The organism is Advenella mandrilli (assembly GCF_016595155.1).
Taxonomy (GTDB): domain Bacteria; phylum Pseudomonadota; class Gammaproteobacteria; order Burkholderiales; family Burkholderiaceae_B; genus Advenella; species Advenella mandrilli.
Map to the genome: position 1 here is coordinate 46,903 of NZ_JAENGP010000010.1, position 15,911 is coordinate 62,813.

The following is a 15,911-nucleotide window of genomic DNA, read 5'->3' on the forward strand; positions in this document are numbered from 1 at the left end:
GGGATAATATTGGATTTTCTGGTTTGTTGTAAAATAACAGTGTTTTTGATGGAATTTAAGCGTAATCTTAAAAAAGTCTTGCCAACCTTTAAAAGGCCTTATATAATTTAATTCTTCAGTTAAGCAATGGGTGCTTAGCTCAGTTGGTAGAGCGGCGCCCTTACAAGGCGTAGGTCACAGGTTCGACCCCTGTAGCACCCACCATTGCATGATTGGCAAATCAAGCACTTACATTAGTAAGTGCTTTTTTTATGCCTGTGTTTATTAATAATAATATGAAATAAAACTGGCCAAGTGGCCAGCTTTAAAAAAACGGCATTGCTTTTCAAATAAACGGTTTAACCGGAAAGCAATTCTTGTACTAAGAGTGGTCAAACCAGCTTTTGAATAACTGGATCACTTCGGGGTTGCCCGATTGGGTCTGGCCGGGGTCCAGTTCCAGAATAGCGTCTCCGTCAACCGGGAAGTATTCATTGGCAATACGGGTAGCTATTTCATAAATGGGTTCAAGCTCGAAACCCGGTTTGGCAATAGCATCCATAAAAGTTTCAAGTGCATATCTGCCCTTTTCATTTAACTTGTACATATTTTTCTCCTGTAAAGCAGAATGTATTGATTTCAATACGCTAAATAGCCCTTACATCTTATAGCACTTGTGAAACAAGTGACAAGTGCGTGGGGGATGTTGCAACACTTGTATGGCTTGTTTGGGCGCTGATGGCATCTGTCACGTTTGTGTCGTATAGGGACATCATAATTCTATTGTTTTCTACAGGAGGGAGCAATGAGAATATTCGCCGGACGTGTCTATGGTTGGTTAGCCTTTTGTATTGATGTTATTGGTGATTGTGCGGTAGATGTGGTCAATTCAGATATGTCAGAGCACGAAGAGTAATGGCCCGGCAGGGTTTCAAGCTTGAGAGGCTAAGGCTGATAGCTACGGCAAATTTCCTGATCTGATTTTTTAATGCGTTAAAATGCCTGTGCGATCATAAATGGTCGATAACGCAAATATACGCAAATATAAAAAATGACGATTATTACATGAAATTCATTCATACCTCTGACTGGCACCTGGGCCGTCAGTTTGCCAGCCGTTTGCTGATTGAAGACCAGGAGTATGTGCTGGACCAGATGATTGCCTATCTTGAACAGTATCAGGTGCAGGCATTGCTTGTTAGTGGAGACGTGTATGACCGCTCGGTGCCGCCGGTGTCGGCCGTTGCTTTGCTGGACAAAACCTTAAACCGGATAGCGCAGTTAAACATTCCGGTCATTATGATTCCGGGTAACCATGACAGCGCCCGCCGGCTTGGCTTTGCTGCCCAACAGTTAAGCGCTTCGGGGGTGCATATCATTGCCGATTTTGAGCAGATGCTCAAGCCGGTTATTATTAATGCGAATGATGAACAGATTGCGTTTTATGGCATGCCCTTTAATGATCCCGAGCTGGTGCGCAATTATTTTCAGGAACCGGTCAACTCCTACGAAGCGGCGCATTGCCTGCTGGCTGAAAAAATCAAACAGGTCATGAATCCGGAAAGCGTCAACGTATTGCTGGCGCACTGCTTCCTGGAGGGGGCGGTGAATTCCGAATCTGAACGGCCTTTATCAATCGGCGGTTCTGATGTGGTGCCCCACACGGTTTTTGACGGATTTGATTACGTGGCGCTGGGCCATTTGCATGCGCCCCAGTATAAAGGGGCCGAGCATATTCGTTATTCAGGCTCTATTCTTAAATACAGTTTTTCAGAGCAGTTTCACAACAAGGGCGTTACCCTGGTAGGGCTGGATGCAAACGGCCAGGCAAACATACAAAACCTGCCTCTGAAGCCCTTGCACGATGTGAGAACCCTGGAAGGGACATTGGCCGACATTGTTGAAATGGGCCGGCAAGATCCCCATGCGCACGATTACGTTCTGGTAAAGCTTGCGGATACCCACGCCGTGCTGGATCCGGTAGGTAAAATCCGTGAGGTATATCCCAATGTGTTGCAACTGGAAAAGCCCGGCTTGTATCGTGCTGAGGGTGAAGTGCAGGCCCCGGGGCAGGCCCTGAAACGCGATGAGTACGATTTGTTTTGTGATTTTTTTGAGCAGGTGGCTGGACAGGCACTAAGTGAGCCCCAGAAGCAGGCGGTTAAAGCGGTCATTCTGGACGTGCGTAAAGAGGAGCAGGCATGAAACCCGTCTATTTAAGCATGCAGGCTTTTGGTCCTTTTGCGGCGCAAGAAGAGGTTGATTTTACCCGTCTGGGAGAAAACCCCCTGTTTCTGATTAATGGTCCAACCGGTGCCGGTAAAAGTACCTTGCTGGATGCCATCTGTTTTGCCCTGTACGGCCAGGCAGCCGATAATGAGCGCGAACCGGCTGCCCTGCGTTCGGATATGGCGGACCCCCAACTGTTAACCGAAGTTCAATTCCAGTTTGCTTTGGGTGAAAAGCAATATCGTATTGCCAGGATGCCAACCCAGAATAAGCCCAAACAGCGTGGTGAAGGACTTACCACGCAAGCGACCGAAGCAAAGCTGTGGGAAATACCGGCTGACGGGAATGAGATTTTGCTGATTCCGAAAAAAGCCACCGAGGTGACAGAAAGGGTGATTGAGCTGACCGGGCTTACTGCTGATCAGTTCAGGCAGGTGATGGTCTTGCCACAGGGTAAGTTCAGGGATTTGTTATTGGCCAATTCCCAGCAAAGGGAAAACATTTTCAGCCAGCTGTTTCAAACCTCGATTTATCACAAAATAGAAGAAAAACTTAAGCAGCGGGCAGCAGGTATTGAAGAAAGCAAAAAAGAATATGACCTGAAAATTGCCGGCTTGCTGGAATCGGCCGATTCGAGTTCTGAAGCTGGCCTGAAAGAAAAAACCAGTCAACTGAAGCCGCTTGTTGATGAGCTTAAAACGGAAAAAGACCGGGCCTTTGATCAATTCATGCTGTCTGAAAAAGAGCGTTCAGGTGCAATGGCTTTGAGTGAGCTGTTCAGGCAGAAAGAAAATTGTCAGGCTTCGTTGGTCAGGCTTGAGCAGGAGCGCGGGCAATTGCGGCAAACAGAACATAAACTTGCCCGTTCCCGCCAGGCCGCTTTGTTGGTGCCGTTTATCCAGACACAGGAAATGGCGGAAAAACGCCGTGAAAGTCTTCGACAGGAGTTGCATACGCTGGCCCTGAAAATGGCCACCGCAGGGAAAAAACAGCAAGAAACCCGGCAGGAGCTTGAGCTGGCAACCAGCAAGTACCAGCAAAAAGATGCCTTGAATGTACACATCCATGAGCTTGAGCGTTACCGTGAAAAAATGGTCTTGCTTACACAAAAGCAAGTGGAAAATGAGCGGCAGCAGGCGGCTTTTCAGCAAATTAACCAGACGTATGCGACACAGCTGGCAGCCCGGCAAGATAAACAGCAACAACTGGAGCAGGGCAGGACAAAAACTGTCGGGTTGCAAACTTTTGTTGAGGGCCTGTCTGATGCCGTACAGCAACTGGATCAGGTTGAGCATGTCCTGCAATTAAAAATCCGGTACGATGTTTTGCTGGGTAAAAACCAGGTGTTGAAAGAACGTGTGCTGGCTGAAGCCGCATCGGTGGAGAGGGCGCGACAAGCCTGCCAGGAACTGTACCAGGAAAATGTCCAGCTGCAAATTCAGTGGCATCAGGAGCAGGCGGCGCAGTTGGCCAGCCGTTTGCAGTTAAATGAACCTTGTCCGGTTTGCGGTAGCACTACTCACCCGCAACCAGCACAGGCCCAACGCGTGTTGCTTAACAAGGAAGACCTTGAGCAGTCTGCACAAAGGCTTGAAAATGCCCGTCAGCGGCTGCAGAAAATAGAAAATGCCCTGGTTCAGAGCCGTACCTTGCAAGAAGCGTTGGCGGTGCAAATAAATGAACAGCTAGAGATGCTTGGGGACAAGGCCGTTATACCGGTCGGCGTCTTGCAGGAAGTGTGTGAGCAGGCCCGAAAACGGGTTAACCAGTGCAAGCAGGCCAGGCAGTCGCAGTCTTTGTTGCAAGAGCAGCTGGCTGTTTTTGAACAGGAACTGTCGCAGCTTGACGAAGCCTTGCAGCAAACCCAGGAAAAGCAGCAGGTCATTAGGCTTTCCCAGGCTTCCCTGGAAAATGAGCTCAAGCTTCGGCTGGCCGAATTGCCAGAGTCGTTTCGTGATGCCGCCGTGCTGGAACAAACGCTGGCCGTCTCTAAACAGCGTTTGGCCTTACTGCAAAATGAATATGAGACGTCCCAGCGTGCGTTTGACCAGGCCAGGCAAGAGAACGTGCAGGTACAGGAGCGCCAGGCTGGCCTGGAAAGCCAGCAGGAACAGGCAATTCTTGCCTTGCGGCAAGCGCAGCAGGCCTGTCAGGCGCAGCTTGAGCAGCACGCCTTTAACAGTGAGCAAGCATGCAGGCAGGCGGTGCTGGCCGCCCATGAAATGCAGGCACTTGAGCGGTATGTAGAGCAGTTCAACCGTCAACAGTATGAGCTTGAAGGGCAATACAAAACTATTTGTGAGCAGCTTGAGGGAAAAATCCTGCCTGATTTGGCGCAAATGGAAAGCAGGCATGAGCAGATTAAACAGTTGCGTGACCAGACCCAACATGCCTGGCAGCATCATGCCGAGCAATTGAATCAACTGGAATCGGTGGCTGTAAAAATTGGCCGCATGAATGAACAAAATGCCGGATTGGCGCGGGAATATGCCATTTATGGCACGCTTAGCCATATTGCCAATGGTCGTGGTGATAGCCGGATCAGCCTGCAACGGTTTGTGCTAAGCGTTTTGCTTGATGATGTGTTGGCTGATGCCACGGTGCGCTTGCGCATCATGAGCAAGGGGCGTTATCAATTGATCCGGAAAGAGGACAGGGCCAAGGGTAATAGCAGGTCAGGCCTGGATCTGGAGGTCATGGATGAATACACGGGCATTGCCCGGCCGGCTGCTACCTTATCGGGGGGCGAGTCTTTCATGGCGGCGCTATCGCTGGCGCTGGGATTGTCTGATGTTGTCCAGGCCTATGCCGGTGGCATCAGGCTGGATACCCTGTTTATTGATGAGGGTTTTGGCAGCCTGGATATGGATTCTTTGGATTTGGCCATTCGGACCTTGCTGGATTTGCAGGCCAGCGGACGAACCGTTGGCATTATTTCCCATGTGACCGAACTGAAAGAGCAAATGGCGTTGCGCATTGATGTGCTGCCCTCGGCCAGGGGCAGCAGCATTCAGGTCAAAGGCGTTTAAAAAGTCATTTGCCAGGGCAGGCGCACTACACGATGCGCTTGCCGTTTTCATCAATAAGCGCATCACCATTTTCCTTGTTAAAGGCTTTAAGCTGGGGCAATGGCAAGATTTCAAGCACTTCTTCACAGGGACGGCACAGCCTGGCGGTTTCATTGTTAACCACCACAATAGGCCGGTTGATTAAAACGGGGTGTTTGACCATGAAGTCCAGCAGTTCATCGTCTGTCCACTTGGGACTGGCTAAATCCAGCTCCTGGTAAATGGCTTCTTTGGCGCGAATGATATCCCTGATGGTATGGGGGGATTTTGCGATGATGTCGGCCAGTGCCTGTTTGCTGGGGGTATCCTTGAGGTACTCGATAACGTCGGGCTCAATACCAGTATTGCGAATAAGTGCCAGGGTGTTGCGTGAAGTACCACAACGTGGATTATGGTAAATCGTTATTTTGCTCATGTTGGCTCCTGTTAACTATAGGTATATGGCTGGGGATAATACCAGAGAAAGAGGCTTCATGGCGTAACAGCCATATTTTGCGTTCCAGGCCACCGCCATAGCCGGTCATGCTGCCGTCTTTGCCAATCACCCGGTGGCAGGGGATGACGATTGAAATGGGGTTGGCGCCATTGGCCAGTCCAATGGCCCGTGATGCTTTCGGGTTACCAACCTTGGTTGCCAGTTCGCCATAGCTCATGGTTTGACCATGGGGGATTTTTTGCAGGGCATGCCATACCGCACGCTGGAATTCGGTGCCGCCGGTTGCCACCGGGATATTGCTTAGTGCGTTAAGGTCGCCATTGAAATAGTCTTGCAGGTTCTTTTCATAGGGGCAGGGTGTGCTGGCAGGAATGATTTCCATTTGTTCGTTTTGCCGATGCAGTAAATCAAGCATCCGCGTTTCATGATCGGCAAAATCAAGTACCCTGAGCCTGTTTTCGTTATCGGTCATCAGAATGATTTCTCCCAGTGGAGAGGCCATTCTGGACATATAGAGTTTCATCATATTTAGACCAATGATTAAATTTTGCGTAAATTGATATACCATTTGATATTTTAAAGTGATTAATTTAACAAGAAAGCTCAAAATGAGAATATTGGTAATTGAAGATGACAGTATCCTGGGCTCTGCCTTGCAGGAATTTCTGAGCGCGCAGAGTTATGCGGTGGACTGGGTAAGTAATGGTAATCAGGCGTTGGGGGCGGTGTCGGCGCAAACTTATGATTTACTGGTGTTAGACTTGAATTTGCCCGACATGAGTGGGCTGGAGGTCTTGCGGCAATTAAGGGCGCAGGGGCAACAAGAGCCTACCCTGATTCTAACCGCCCGAGATGGGGTGGAAGACCGTGTGGCAGGCCTGGATGCCGGTGCCGATGATTATGTGACCAAACCCTTTGAGTTGGCAGAGCTTGCCGCCCGCGTTCGCGCTTTTGCCCGCAGGCAGGCAGGTCAGCCTAACCCTGTTCTGGAGGTTGGCTCGCTGGCGTTTGATATGGTGGGCAGAGAGGTCAGGGCCAATGGCGAGCGGTTGAATTTATCGGTGCGTGAATTATCGGTACTGGAAATGCTGATGGTCAGGGCAGGCAGGGTGGTAACCAAACGCCAGATTGTGAACTCCCTGTCGGCATGGGATGCCGACTTCAGTGAAAATGCGGTTGAAGTTTATGTGTACCGTTTGCGCAAGCGCCTTGAGGGGCTTGGGGTTTCCATCCAGACAGTACGGGGGTTTGGTTATCTGCTGGAAATTGATAGCCAAACCTGAGAATGCGCGGCCAGTCAGTCATGTGGGTTGGCTTGTTGGGCTTTGTTTTGCAAAAGGTAAGTCATGCATAAACTTAACTCCCTGAAGTTATTGAAAAAAAATACCCGGCTTTTGGCAAAAGGCTCTCTTTCCCGATATCTGATTATTCGTCTGATACCTGCCCTGCTGGTGTTGTTTTTACTCGATTTTAGCGTGACCTGGCTGATTACCCATGAGTTTTCGGTGGCTCGCTGGGATTTGCGGGATATCCTTTTGTTGATACTGGCCGGACAGGTCATCCTGGTTATTTTATTTGCCTGGCTGGTGGTGTATGGGATTCGTTCCGGACTGCGTTCGGTTAATCTTATTTCTACCCAGATTGCCCAGCGTAATGAAGAGGATCTGCAGGCTATTGATATGACCAATGTGCCTACCGAGCTGGCCCCATTGGTGTCGCGGCTTAATGAATTGTTCCGAAGACTGGATGAATCTATGGCGGCACAAAGGCGCTTTATCGGTCATGCCGCTCATCAGCTAAGGACACCGCTGGCAGGTTTGCGGCTTGAGTCCGAGCTTATGCTGGCTCAGCCTTTGCCAGAAGATGTCAGGAAACGGGCCGAAAGAATTAAGTCCATCAGTAACCGGATGATTCACCTTGGGCAGCAATTGCTGGTGCTGGCACGTGCCGACCCGGGCATACGGCCGCAAAACAGTTTTACCCGGATAGACTTGTGTGAATGGGTGCAAACCAGTGGTTCGGAATGGGTGCCCAAAACCCGGCAGCAGCATATTGATCTCTTGTTAGAGGCGCCTTCTTCTGCAGTGTGGATTGATGGCGACCAGCTATTGTTGGAAGAGTTGCTGGGTAACTTGATTGACAATGCCCTGAAATATGCCAAGGGTGCAAAAAATATTGTGCTTACCGTAGGGCAAAATCCGCCATCGCTATCGGTGGAAGATGATGGTTGTGGCATAGCGCCGGAAGACCGGCAACATGTTTTTGAGGCATTTTACCGGGCCTCTGGCGTGGAAGCCAGTGGCTCTGGGCTGGGGTTGCAGGTAGTACAGGAAATTGCGCGGGCACATGGGGCCTGGTGGAGCCTGGTCAGTAAACCCGCCATCCAGGGAACCCGTGTTACGGTTGTTTTTCCGGGGCCCAGGATTGGTGCGCAACTGTCACGCCAGGACCGGTTTACCAGAACCTGAAGCGGGTGGCGATTTCTATATTGGTGCCCGAAGCCGGTAGTTCAGAGTAAGAGGCCATATATTTTTTGTTGGTGATATTCAACAGGCTGATGCTGACAGAGCTGCTGTCGTCTTTACCAAAGTTGATGCCGGCACTTAAGTTAAGTGTGCCCCAGCCTGGCAAAGCACCTGAAGATGACCTGTTTTTGCTGGCGGCACGCAGGTAAAGATCAGACCACACCGGTTTGTCAAACAGCAGGAATTCATTTCTTACGCCAATCCTGCCAAACAGTTTGGGGGTGTCGGTATCTTTGGTTTTGATGCCGGAATGGGTTTCTTCACGCGTCATCCAGGTTCCACTCATGTAAGGGGTAATGAAGGTGTCGGGTAGGGTGTACTCGGCAAGCAATTCCAGGCCATATGTTTTGGCAGAATCGGCATTGATGTAAATATTGTCTGTTGCCAATGCGGTTGACGCGCATGCCGTACTGACACTGCAACTTAAACTGGTGATATAGTTTTTGGCGGTACTGTAAAAAATGGCAGAATCCAGCACCAGATTATTGTTGCTGTAGCGTGCACCCAGTTCGTAGTTTTTAGACGTCTCAGGCTTCAGGTTGGGGTTGTTATATACGGTTTGTCCGCCGGCCGTTGTGGTGGTGTACAGTTTGGCCAGATTGGGAATGGTGAAGCCTTCAGAGTAAGAGGCACGCAGGCTGGTATTAGTAAAACCGGTATATACCAGGCCAAATGATTTGATGAGTTTGCGATAGGTTTCATCATCATTCATAAGTCCCGGGTCGCTTTTCTTCAGATCGTTTTTTACATAAAAATAGCGTAGGCCTGCCGTCAGCTTCAGGTCATCACTTAAACGCCATTCATCCTGTGCAAAAAGAGACGTGGTATTAATGGCTGCCTTAATGTAAGGTGTACTGACCGTGCTGCTTGTGATAGGGAATGGCATGCCCGGGCGCTGAATTGACGTCGTGGTGCTGGACAGCTTGTGGGCCTCAAGCTCATCGGCCAGATGGTGTAGGCCGACAATGGTTTTATGGTTGGGGTGAAGGCGGAAATACAGTTGCAGGCTACCACCGTAGTTAATGAGTTCATCCATTGACTCGGAGCGGACTTTGACATTGACCATGGGGTTTGGCGAAAGGTGAACCTGGTTCACGAACTCGCGGTCAACTTTCTGTTTATAAATATCAAAGTGAATTTTTTCCAGGTATTTGCCAAGGTTGTCTGCTTCATAAAAGACGCTGACTTTACTGCGGTCCCTTTTGGGCAGGTCAATCTGGAAGTCTTTGTACGTATTGCTTAATGAAACAAGGTTTACCCAGCTTTTGGCTTTCAGCCGGTTTTTTTCGGCTTTTATGCCCAGGTAGTGATTGTTTTCCTGGCCGAAACGGTATCCCAGATGCAACGAGGCGCTGTCTGATTGATAAGCGGTGTTATCAAGCCTCTCTTGCCCACCGCTATATTCACTGTTTGGCACATGGCGGTCATGGTGTATGCTGCGGGAAAAAGAAAGACGGTAATCAAACTGATTGACGGTTCCCGCCAGCGAACCGGCACCTTGCCAGCCATTGGTCGCTGAAAAATAAGTGCCACCCAGATCGGCCTCAAAAGGGCGTGGAGCGCCTTTCTTGGTAATAATGTTAACCACGCCACCAATCGCTTTTGAACCGTGCATAACCGAGGCTGGGCCGCGTACCAGCTCAATCCGTTCAATGTTATGGGTTTCCACCAGGAAGGGCGAGCCATAACTGGAGTGGTCGGTGACTTCTTGCCCGTCAATCAGAATAGCGACCCTGGTAGGGTCTTCGCCACGGATTTTTACCCGTTTATGGCCGGCAATACTGGAGTCAACGAGCTGGATACCCGGTACGTCTTTAAGCAGTTCGGCGACGTTGTCAGAGGTTTGTTTCTGCAAGGTGTTCTGGTCAATGACGGTGACCGAGTATGGGTTCTCGCGTATGGTGCTTTCGGTTTTGGTGCCAATGGCAACCACTTCATCCAGCAGGGCGACAGGCTGTGCTTCACGGCCCGGGTTTTGCGAGGCCGTGCCTTGTGCATACAGGTTGTGGCTTAAAAGGCATGTTAAAAGGCAAAGCGGGAAGTGCTTTTTTGTCCGGACGTTTCTGGAAATTGATTTTTTCATGAGCTTATTTGTTTTCTTGTTGATTTGTGAATGCAGTCAATGAACCGATAACTGGGGGGGTTAATTGATAATTTTCTGGCTGGAAAATACGCAATAACTTTGCAGGTTTTTATTTTTGGCGGGCGGGTTGGTGTTTTGGCATTGTTGGTCATCTGCGTAAGCAGTGATGGCAAGCTGATTGTTATTGATGTTAAGCAAATAATGCGTGTGATCTGTTTGCGTTCCGGCGGTTGCGGGTTGGTGCTGGAATTTTTCAAATTGTGTATTGTGGGGGTTTTCCAGGCACTTTGCGGTATGTTTTATTTTCCTGTTGTCCAGAATCGTAGTGACAGCCTGTTTTGTATTCAGGCATTCTTGCTGGCTGGTGGCATTGACAAAGGATGCCTTGATATCAGTAGTAGGGCTCTGATGGGTGAGAATAAGTAATAAAAATAGGGTATTTATTTAAATTAATGATGGAGTTAATGAAAATGAGAATTATAATCCAAATGAGAATCATTATCATAAAATAGAGAATGGGGGTGAAATAAAAAAAAGCACTCATGTATATTTGAGTGCTTTTTGCAATTGTTTCTGACAGTAGTTTTGCATCCACCAACTGATGCTTTGCATGAATTGGTGGATAGGCGATCAGTCTTTTTTGTTATGGCCAATGAAGGGGGTGACTTCGCCTTCTTTATTGGTGCTGAGCAGGCCAATATTGCTGTAAATTTGCAGCTTGTCGCGGGTGTCACGAATGTCCATGTTGCGCATGGTTAGCTGACCAATCCGATCCAGCGGAGAGAATGAGTCTTCACCTTCTTTTTCCATCGTGAGTCGTTCTGGATGGTAAGTCAGGTTGGCGCTGGTCATGTCTAGCAGGGAATAGTCGTTGCCACGGCGCAATTCAATGGCGACTTCACCCGTAATGGCACTGGCAATCCAGCGCTGGGTGGTATCGCGCAGCATCATGGACTGTGTGTCAAACCAGCGACCTTCATAAAGCAGGCGGCCAAGGCGACGGCCATTGGTGCGGTACTGTTCAATAGTGCCTTCGTTGTGAATGCCGCTGATCAGGCGTTCGTAGGCAATATGCAACAGGGCCATGCCGGGGGCTTCGTAAATGCCGCGGCTTTTGGCTTCGATGATGCGGTTTTCAATCTGGTCGGACATGCCCAGACCATGACGTCCACCCACTTCATTGGCGTAATAGAAGAGATCTACGATGTTGTCGAACTCTTTGCCATTGATGGCAACGGGACGGCCTGCCTCGAAGCGGATGGTCACTTCTTCGGCGGCAACCTTGACATCATCTTTCCAGAAAGCAACGCCCATGATGGGCTCGACAATGCGAATGCCTTTATCGAGGAATTCCAGGTCTTTGGCTTCATGGGTGGCACCAAGGATATTGGAGTCTGTCGAGTAAGCTTTTTCGACGTTCATTTTGTAGCTGAAGCCGTTGGCATTCAGGTACTCGGACATTTCTTTGCGGCCGCCCAGTTCATCGATGAAGTTCTGGTCTAGCCAGGGTTTGTAAATTTGCAGGTTTGGATTGGCCAGCAGGCCGTAGCGGTAGAAACGCTCGATATCGTTGCCCTTATAGGTACTGCCATCACCCCAGATATTGACGTTATCTTCACGCATGGCGGTAACCAGCATGGTGCCGGTAACGGCACGACCCAGCGGAGTGGTGTTGAAATACGTGGCGCCGGCGGTGGTGATGTGGAAAGCGCCGCATTGGATGGCGGCAATGCCTTCTTCAACCAGTTGTTGGCGGCAATCGATCAGGCGGGCTTTTTCAGCGCCATATTCCAGTGCTTTGCGGGGAATATCGTCGTAGTTGTCTTCGTCGGGCTGACCCAGGTTGGCAGTGTAGGCGCATGGAAAGGCACCTTTTGCCTGCATCCAGTGAACAGCGACGCTGGTGTCCAGACCGCCGGAAAACGCAATACCCACACGCTGCCCGATGGGCAGGTGTTGCAAAATTGTACTCATATTATTTAGTGCTCCAATAAAGATGCAAAATTTTAACCCATTTGTGTGTTGTTTACTTACTGTTTGGGGTCTTTACCCAGTAACAGGAACTCCATCAAGGCTTTTTGGGCATGCAAACGGTTTTCCGCTTCATCCCAAACCACGCTTTGGGGGCCATCAATCACTTCGGCGGTGACTTCTTCACCCCGGTGGGCGGGCAGGCAGTGCATGAAAACGGCATCTTCAGCGGCCACCTTCATCATGTCTGCGTCTACGCACCAGTCAGCAAAGGCAATGCGGCGTTTTTCATTCTCATCTTCGAAGCCCATGCTGGTCCAGACATCGGTGGTAATAAGATGGGCACCTTTGCAGGCTTCGATGGGATCATCAAATTCTTTCAGGGTGCTTTCATTAATATTGCCAATGAGTTTGTGGTCTAGCTGATAGCCTTTGGGAGCGGAAACATGCAAGGTGAAGTTAAGCATTTTGGCGGCCTGGATCCAGGTATAGGCCATATTGTTGGCATCGCCTATCCAAGCAACAGTTTTGCCTTCGATGGGGCCACGGTGCTCGAAGAAAGTAAGTATGTCGGCCAGGATCTGGCAGGGATGGAATTCATTGGTAAGGCCGTTGATGACCGGAACCCGGGAGTGGGCGGCAAAGCGCTCGATGCGCGTTTGCTCGAAGGTGCGGATCATGACGATATCAACCATGCGGGAGATGACTCTGGCGGTGTCTTCAATGGGTTCGGAGCGGCCTAGTTGGGAGTCGCCCGAGGTAAGGTTGATAACAGAGCCACCAAGTTGGTACATGCCCGCTTCGAAGGAAACCCGGGTGCGGGTACTGGCTTTTTCAAATACCATGGCAAGCGTTCGGTCATGCAGGGGCATATGGGGTTCATAGCGCTTGAATTTTTCTTTAATAAGCAGTGCGCGCTTGAGAACATACAGGATTTCTTCGGGGGTGAAGTCCTGGAATTGCAAAAAGTGCCGCATGGGGCCGGTGATATGAGAGCTTGTCATGGGTACAAAGTGAGAAAGAAAATTGAATATGGTTTAAAATAGAGGGATAGATATATTTGTATAATTCTTTATCATATACAATTCTGCGTTTAGTATGTCCATCTTCCTGTATTTGTTTTTAAAAAAGTGCGGGTTTCTCGTAAAGTCTGATTAAGTGCAACAACTAATAATTCATGGTGTAACACAGGAAGGTCATCGTTTTCGTCCCAGCGACTGGGCCGAACGTTTGGCCGGTGTAATGTCACAATTTCGTCCTGCCGGGTTTATGGGCAGCCACCTTACTTACTCACCTTATGTCGTGCCTAATATTCTTAATGGTGTGAAATGTGTGATTGTAGATACGCGCTTGCGCGAACTCGAGCCCAAAGCCTGGAAATTTGTCGTTGATTTTGCAAGCGACAATCACCTGACCACTTCAATGAAAGAAATTGAAGAAATTGAGGCTGAAAAAAATAAAAGGACGCAGTAGCGTCCTTTTATTTTTGCTGAAAAACTCGACAGCTTGTAAAAGCTGTCAGAGTGAAGCAAACTTAAGCGATTGCTTTGATGGCAGCTGCCAAACGGCTTTTTTGACGCGCTGCTTTGTTTTTGTGGATGATGTTTTTATCAGCCACGCGATCGATGACGCTGGTTGCCTTGGCAAAAATTTCGTTTGCCTTGGTTTGGTCACCAGCTTCAATAGCCTTGCGAACGTGCTTGATGTTTGTGCGCAGCAAAGAACGCAGGCTAGAGTTGTGTTTGTTGCGTGCTACAGATTGACGTGCACGTTTACGGGCTTGGGCAGTATTGGCCATATCAGATTCTTCTATTAAGTTAATTCAGCAAAGTTCGTTATTTTACCATAAACTTCACTTTTTGCAAGATTTCTTTTTAAATACACGAATTTACGTGAGATCTGCAACAATTGCGTTTGCCTGGAGCGACATTTGGCTTTATTTTCGACGGGTGAAATCATGTGTTCTGAAACCACAAGCCAGCAACACACTAAAATAAACAATGCCGCACCCAACCAGTACCAGGAATAGGGTAATAAGTCTTGAAACGGAAAATATAAAAGCAGACTCGCCAATAATACCAGAAATAAAGCCGCCTATTGCGTGGATAAGCGTATTTGGGCTGGCTTGTGTCCAATTAATATACTGCTGGATGAATAAGAGCCAGCCGGTCATGCACAGCAGGGCAGGTGTCAGGCGCATGAAAAATGCAAGCCAGTTTATTTGGGGAGTGTAGATTTTTTTTCTGCGCAAACCAATATACAGTAAAAGTGCATTAATGCTGGCTCCCAGCCCGATAGATAGGGCAAGGCCGGCATGATCCAGTAATGGAACAAAAACAATATTTAATAGTTGGGTGCTAATTAAGACAAAGATGGCAATTTTGACGGGTGTACGGATATCCTGTTTGGCATAAAAGCCCGGCGCCAGAATTTTAACGCTAAGTATGCCAATAAGGCCAACCGCGTAGGCCATAACGGCACTGCGGGTAGAAAAAACATCGTCACTGCCAAAGGCGCCGTAATTGAACAGGCTGGCAACCAGGCCATCCGCCAGGAAAGCCATGCCCAGGGCGGCAGGCATGCCAAGCAGGAAAACCAGCTTTAAACCCCAATCCATAAGCTGGCTGTAAGCCCCGGAATCTTGTTTGGCATGGGCGGCAGATAGGTTGGGCAATAACACGGTTCCCAGGGCAACACCCAGCAGGGCAGTGGGGAATTCCATTAAGCGGTCAGCAAAAGAAAGCCATGTAACGCTGCCGGCTGCCAGCCAGGTGGCAATATTGGTATTGATAAGGATGGATATCTGTGCCACGGAAACCCCCAGGGTTGCCGGTCCCATTTGCTTGACAATACGTCGCACGACCGGATCTTGCCAGGCCAGGCTGACGTTAAATGACAGACGCGGTACCAAACCCAGTTTGGCCAGGGCCAGCCACTGTATGGTTAGCTGGGCAATGCCACCGACCATGACACCTGCCGCAAGGGCATAAATGGGGGTTGAAAAGAAGCCGGTTAAAAACAGGCTGGCCAGAATCATGGCGATATTCAGCAACACGGGCGTAAAGGCCGGGATGGCAAATTTACGCCAGGTATTAAGGACCCCCGAGGCAAAGGCCACCAGTGACATGCATAAAATATAGGGAAACATGACACGGGTCATCCAGGTGGCCGCTTCAAAGGCGGTCTGGTTTTCGGGGCGGGTCATGCCCGAGGCCATCGCTGCGACAATCCAGGGCGTGGCGATCATGCCGAGTAAGGTGACCAGCATAAGGGCAACCGTTAGAAGCGTGGCAACATGATCAAGCAGTACTTTTACTTTTTCTTCGGAGTGATTGTTGCGTGCTTCACCAAGGATGGGTACAAAAGCCTGGGCAAAGGCACCTTCGGCAAACAGGCGACGCAGCAGATTGGGGATGCGAAAGGCAACCCAGAAAGCATCGGTCATGGCGCTGGCTCCAAATGTTCTTGCAATCAGGACATCTCTGGCCAGCCCGGTGATGCGGGATAAAAGAGTAAGGCCACTGATGGTTGCGGCAGAACGAAGTAAGCTCATGATTCAATAAAAAGAAAGGTTAAAAAAATTAGCGCCCGTAAAGCCAATGATAGGACATTGTAGCGGG

General features: G+C 49.4%; 14 protein-coding genes and 1 tRNA gene. 7 read left to right on the top strand and 8 right to left on the bottom strand.

Translation table 11 applies throughout. The features are described 5' to 3' along the window. The first annotated feature begins 128 nt into the window (after positions 1-128). Positions 129-204, top strand: a tRNA-Val gene (locus JHL22_RS09575). A 157-nt stretch (positions 205-361) separates the two neighbouring features. Here the strand turns inward: JHL22_RS09575 and JHL22_RS09580 are convergent. Beyond that, entirely contained in the window at positions 362-586 is a 225-nt protein-coding gene (locus JHL22_RS09580; RefSeq protein WP_200236469.1) for a hypothetical protein, read from the bottom strand. A gap of 458 nt (positions 587-1,044) precedes the next feature. Here JHL22_RS09580 and JHL22_RS09585 point away from each other — a divergent pair, with 458 nt between their 5' ends. Further along, positions 1,045-2,184, top strand: a complete 1,140-nt coding sequence (locus JHL22_RS09585; protein WP_200236471.1) for an exonuclease SbcCD subunit D — start codon at positions 1,045-1,047, stop codon at positions 2,182-2,184. Continuing rightward, on the top strand, positions 2,181-5,237 hold the full coding sequence (locus tag JHL22_RS09590; RefSeq protein WP_200236474.1) for an AAA family ATPase: 3,057 nt from the start codon (positions 2,181-2,183) through the stop codon (positions 5,235-5,237). The genes JHL22_RS09585 and JHL22_RS09590 overlap by 4 nt, the downstream gene beginning before the upstream one ends. Positions 5,238-5,262: 25 nt before the next feature. On the opposite strand, the gene arsC is transcribed toward JHL22_RS09590, so the two are convergent. Then, positions 5,263-5,691, bottom strand: coding sequence for an arsenate reductase (glutaredoxin) (gene arsC / locus JHL22_RS09595; RefSeq protein WP_200236476.1), 429 nt, complete (start codon positions 5,689-5,691; stop codon positions 5,263-5,265). After that, positions 5,666-6,238 (bottom strand): methylated-DNA--[protein]-cysteine S-methyltransferase, encoded by a 573-nt coding sequence (gene ogt / locus JHL22_RS16145; protein WP_329610659.1) that lies wholly within the window; start codon positions 6,236-6,238, stop codon positions 5,666-5,668. The genes arsC and ogt overlap by 26 nt, the downstream gene beginning before the upstream one ends. An 82-nt stretch (positions 6,239-6,320) precedes the next feature. Between ogt and JHL22_RS09605 the strand changes: the two genes are divergently transcribed. Both JHL22_RS09605 and JHL22_RS09610 read left to right on the top strand, forming a co-directional pair. Beyond that, positions 6,321-6,995, top strand: a complete 675-nt coding sequence (locus JHL22_RS09605; protein WP_200236479.1) for a response regulator transcription factor — start codon at positions 6,321-6,323, stop codon at positions 6,993-6,995. A gap of 63 nt (positions 6,996-7,058) precedes the next feature. Further along, on the top strand, positions 7,059-8,180 hold the full coding sequence (locus tag JHL22_RS09610) for a sensor histidine kinase (protein ID WP_200236481.1): 1,122 nt from the start codon (positions 7,059-7,061) through the stop codon (positions 8,178-8,180). Here JHL22_RS09610 and JHL22_RS09615 read toward each other — a convergent pair. After that, positions 8,167-10,320 carry a TonB-dependent receptor gene (locus JHL22_RS09615; RefSeq protein WP_200236484.1) on the bottom strand — a complete coding sequence of 718 codons (2,154 nt, stop codon included), beginning with the start codon at positions 10,318-10,320 and terminating at the stop codon, positions 8,167-8,169. The two genes, JHL22_RS09610 and JHL22_RS09615, sit on opposite strands and share 14 nt — an antisense overlap. Positions 10,321-10,419: 99 nt before the next feature. Between JHL22_RS09615 and JHL22_RS09620 the strand changes: the two genes are divergently transcribed. Next, positions 10,420-10,746, top strand: coding sequence for a hypothetical protein (locus tag JHL22_RS09620; RefSeq protein ID WP_200236486.1), 327 nt, complete (start codon positions 10,420-10,422; stop codon positions 10,744-10,746). A gap of 204 nt (positions 10,747-10,950) precedes the next feature. Here the strand turns inward: JHL22_RS09620 and argG are convergent, their stop codons facing one another. After that, positions 10,951-12,294, bottom strand: a complete 1,344-nt coding sequence (argG, locus tag JHL22_RS09625; protein ID WP_200236488.1) for an argininosuccinate synthase — start codon at positions 12,292-12,294, stop codon at positions 10,951-10,953. Positions 12,295-12,350: 56 nt separating this feature from the next. Beyond that, positions 12,351-13,295 carry an ornithine carbamoyltransferase gene (gene argF, locus JHL22_RS09630; protein WP_200236490.1) on the bottom strand — a complete coding sequence of 315 codons (945 nt, stop codon included), beginning with the start codon at positions 13,293-13,295 and terminating at the stop codon, positions 12,351-12,353. Positions 13,296-13,449: 154 nt separating this feature from the next. On the opposite strand from argF, the gene JHL22_RS09635 reads away from it, so the two are divergent. Further along, the gene (locus JHL22_RS09635) at positions 13,450-13,764 is read left to right on the top strand and encodes a DUF3579 domain-containing protein (RefSeq protein WP_200236492.1); all 315 of its coding nucleotides are present in this window, start codon (positions 13,450-13,452) and stop codon (positions 13,762-13,764) included. Positions 13,765-13,825: 61 nt separating this feature from the next. On the opposite strand, the gene rpsT is transcribed toward JHL22_RS09635, so the two are convergent. Both rpsT and murJ read right to left on the bottom strand, forming a co-directional pair. Further along, a complete protein-coding gene (rpsT, locus tag JHL22_RS09640; protein WP_200236494.1) occupies positions 13,826-14,089 on the bottom strand; it encodes a 30S ribosomal protein S20 in 264 nt (87 codons plus the stop codon). A 138-nt stretch (positions 14,090-14,227) separates the two neighbouring features. Continuing rightward, complete coding sequence (murJ, locus tag JHL22_RS09645) at positions 14,228-15,844, bottom strand: murein biosynthesis integral membrane protein MurJ (protein WP_200236495.1); 1,617 nt, start codon at positions 15,842-15,844, stop codon at positions 14,228-14,230. Positions 15,845-15,911 lie beyond the last annotated feature (67 nt).

What these genes read in the sequence shown, in the direction of transcription:
- JHL22_RS09580 (WP_200236469.1), bottom strand. Translation starts at nt 586, where the DNA reads ATGTACAAGTTAAATGAAAAGGGCAGATATGCACTTGAAACTTTTATG.
- JHL22_RS09585 (WP_200236471.1), top strand. Translation starts at nt 1,045, where the DNA reads ATGAAATTCATTCATACCTCTGACTGGCACCTGGGCCGTCAGTTTGCC.
- JHL22_RS09590 (WP_200236474.1), top strand. Translation starts at nt 2,181, where the DNA reads ATGAAACCCGTCTATTTAAGCATGCAGGCTTTTGGTCCTTTTGCGGCG.
- arsC (WP_200236476.1), bottom strand. Translation starts at nt 5,691, where the DNA reads ATGAGCAAAATAACGATTTACCATAATCCACGTTGTGGTACTTCACGC.
- ogt (WP_329610659.1), bottom strand. Translation starts at nt 6,238, where the DNA reads ATGATGAAACTCTATATGTCCAGAATGGCCTCTCCACTGGGAGAAATC.
- JHL22_RS09605 (WP_200236479.1), top strand. Translation starts at nt 6,321, where the DNA reads ATGAGAATATTGGTAATTGAAGATGACAGTATCCTGGGCTCTGCCTTG.
- JHL22_RS09610 (WP_200236481.1), top strand. Translation starts at nt 7,059, where the DNA reads ATGCATAAACTTAACTCCCTGAAGTTATTGAAAAAAAATACCCGGCTT.
- JHL22_RS09615 (WP_200236484.1), bottom strand. Translation starts at nt 10,320, where the DNA reads ATGAAAAAATCAATTTCCAGAAACGTCCGGACAAAAAAGCACTTCCCG.
- argG (WP_200236488.1), bottom strand. Translation starts at nt 12,294, where the DNA reads ATGAGTACAATTTTGCAACACCTGCCCATCGGGCAGCGTGTGGGTATT.
- argF (WP_200236490.1), bottom strand. Translation starts at nt 13,295, where the DNA reads ATGACAAGCTCTCATATCACCGGCCCCATGCGGCACTTTTTGCAATTC.
- rpsT (WP_200236494.1), bottom strand. Translation starts at nt 14,089, where the DNA reads ATGGCCAATACTGCCCAAGCCCGTAAACGTGCACGTCAATCTGTAGCA.
- murJ (WP_200236495.1), bottom strand. Translation starts at nt 15,844, where the DNA reads ATGAGCTTACTTCGTTCTGCCGCAACCATCAGTGGCCTTACTCTTTTA.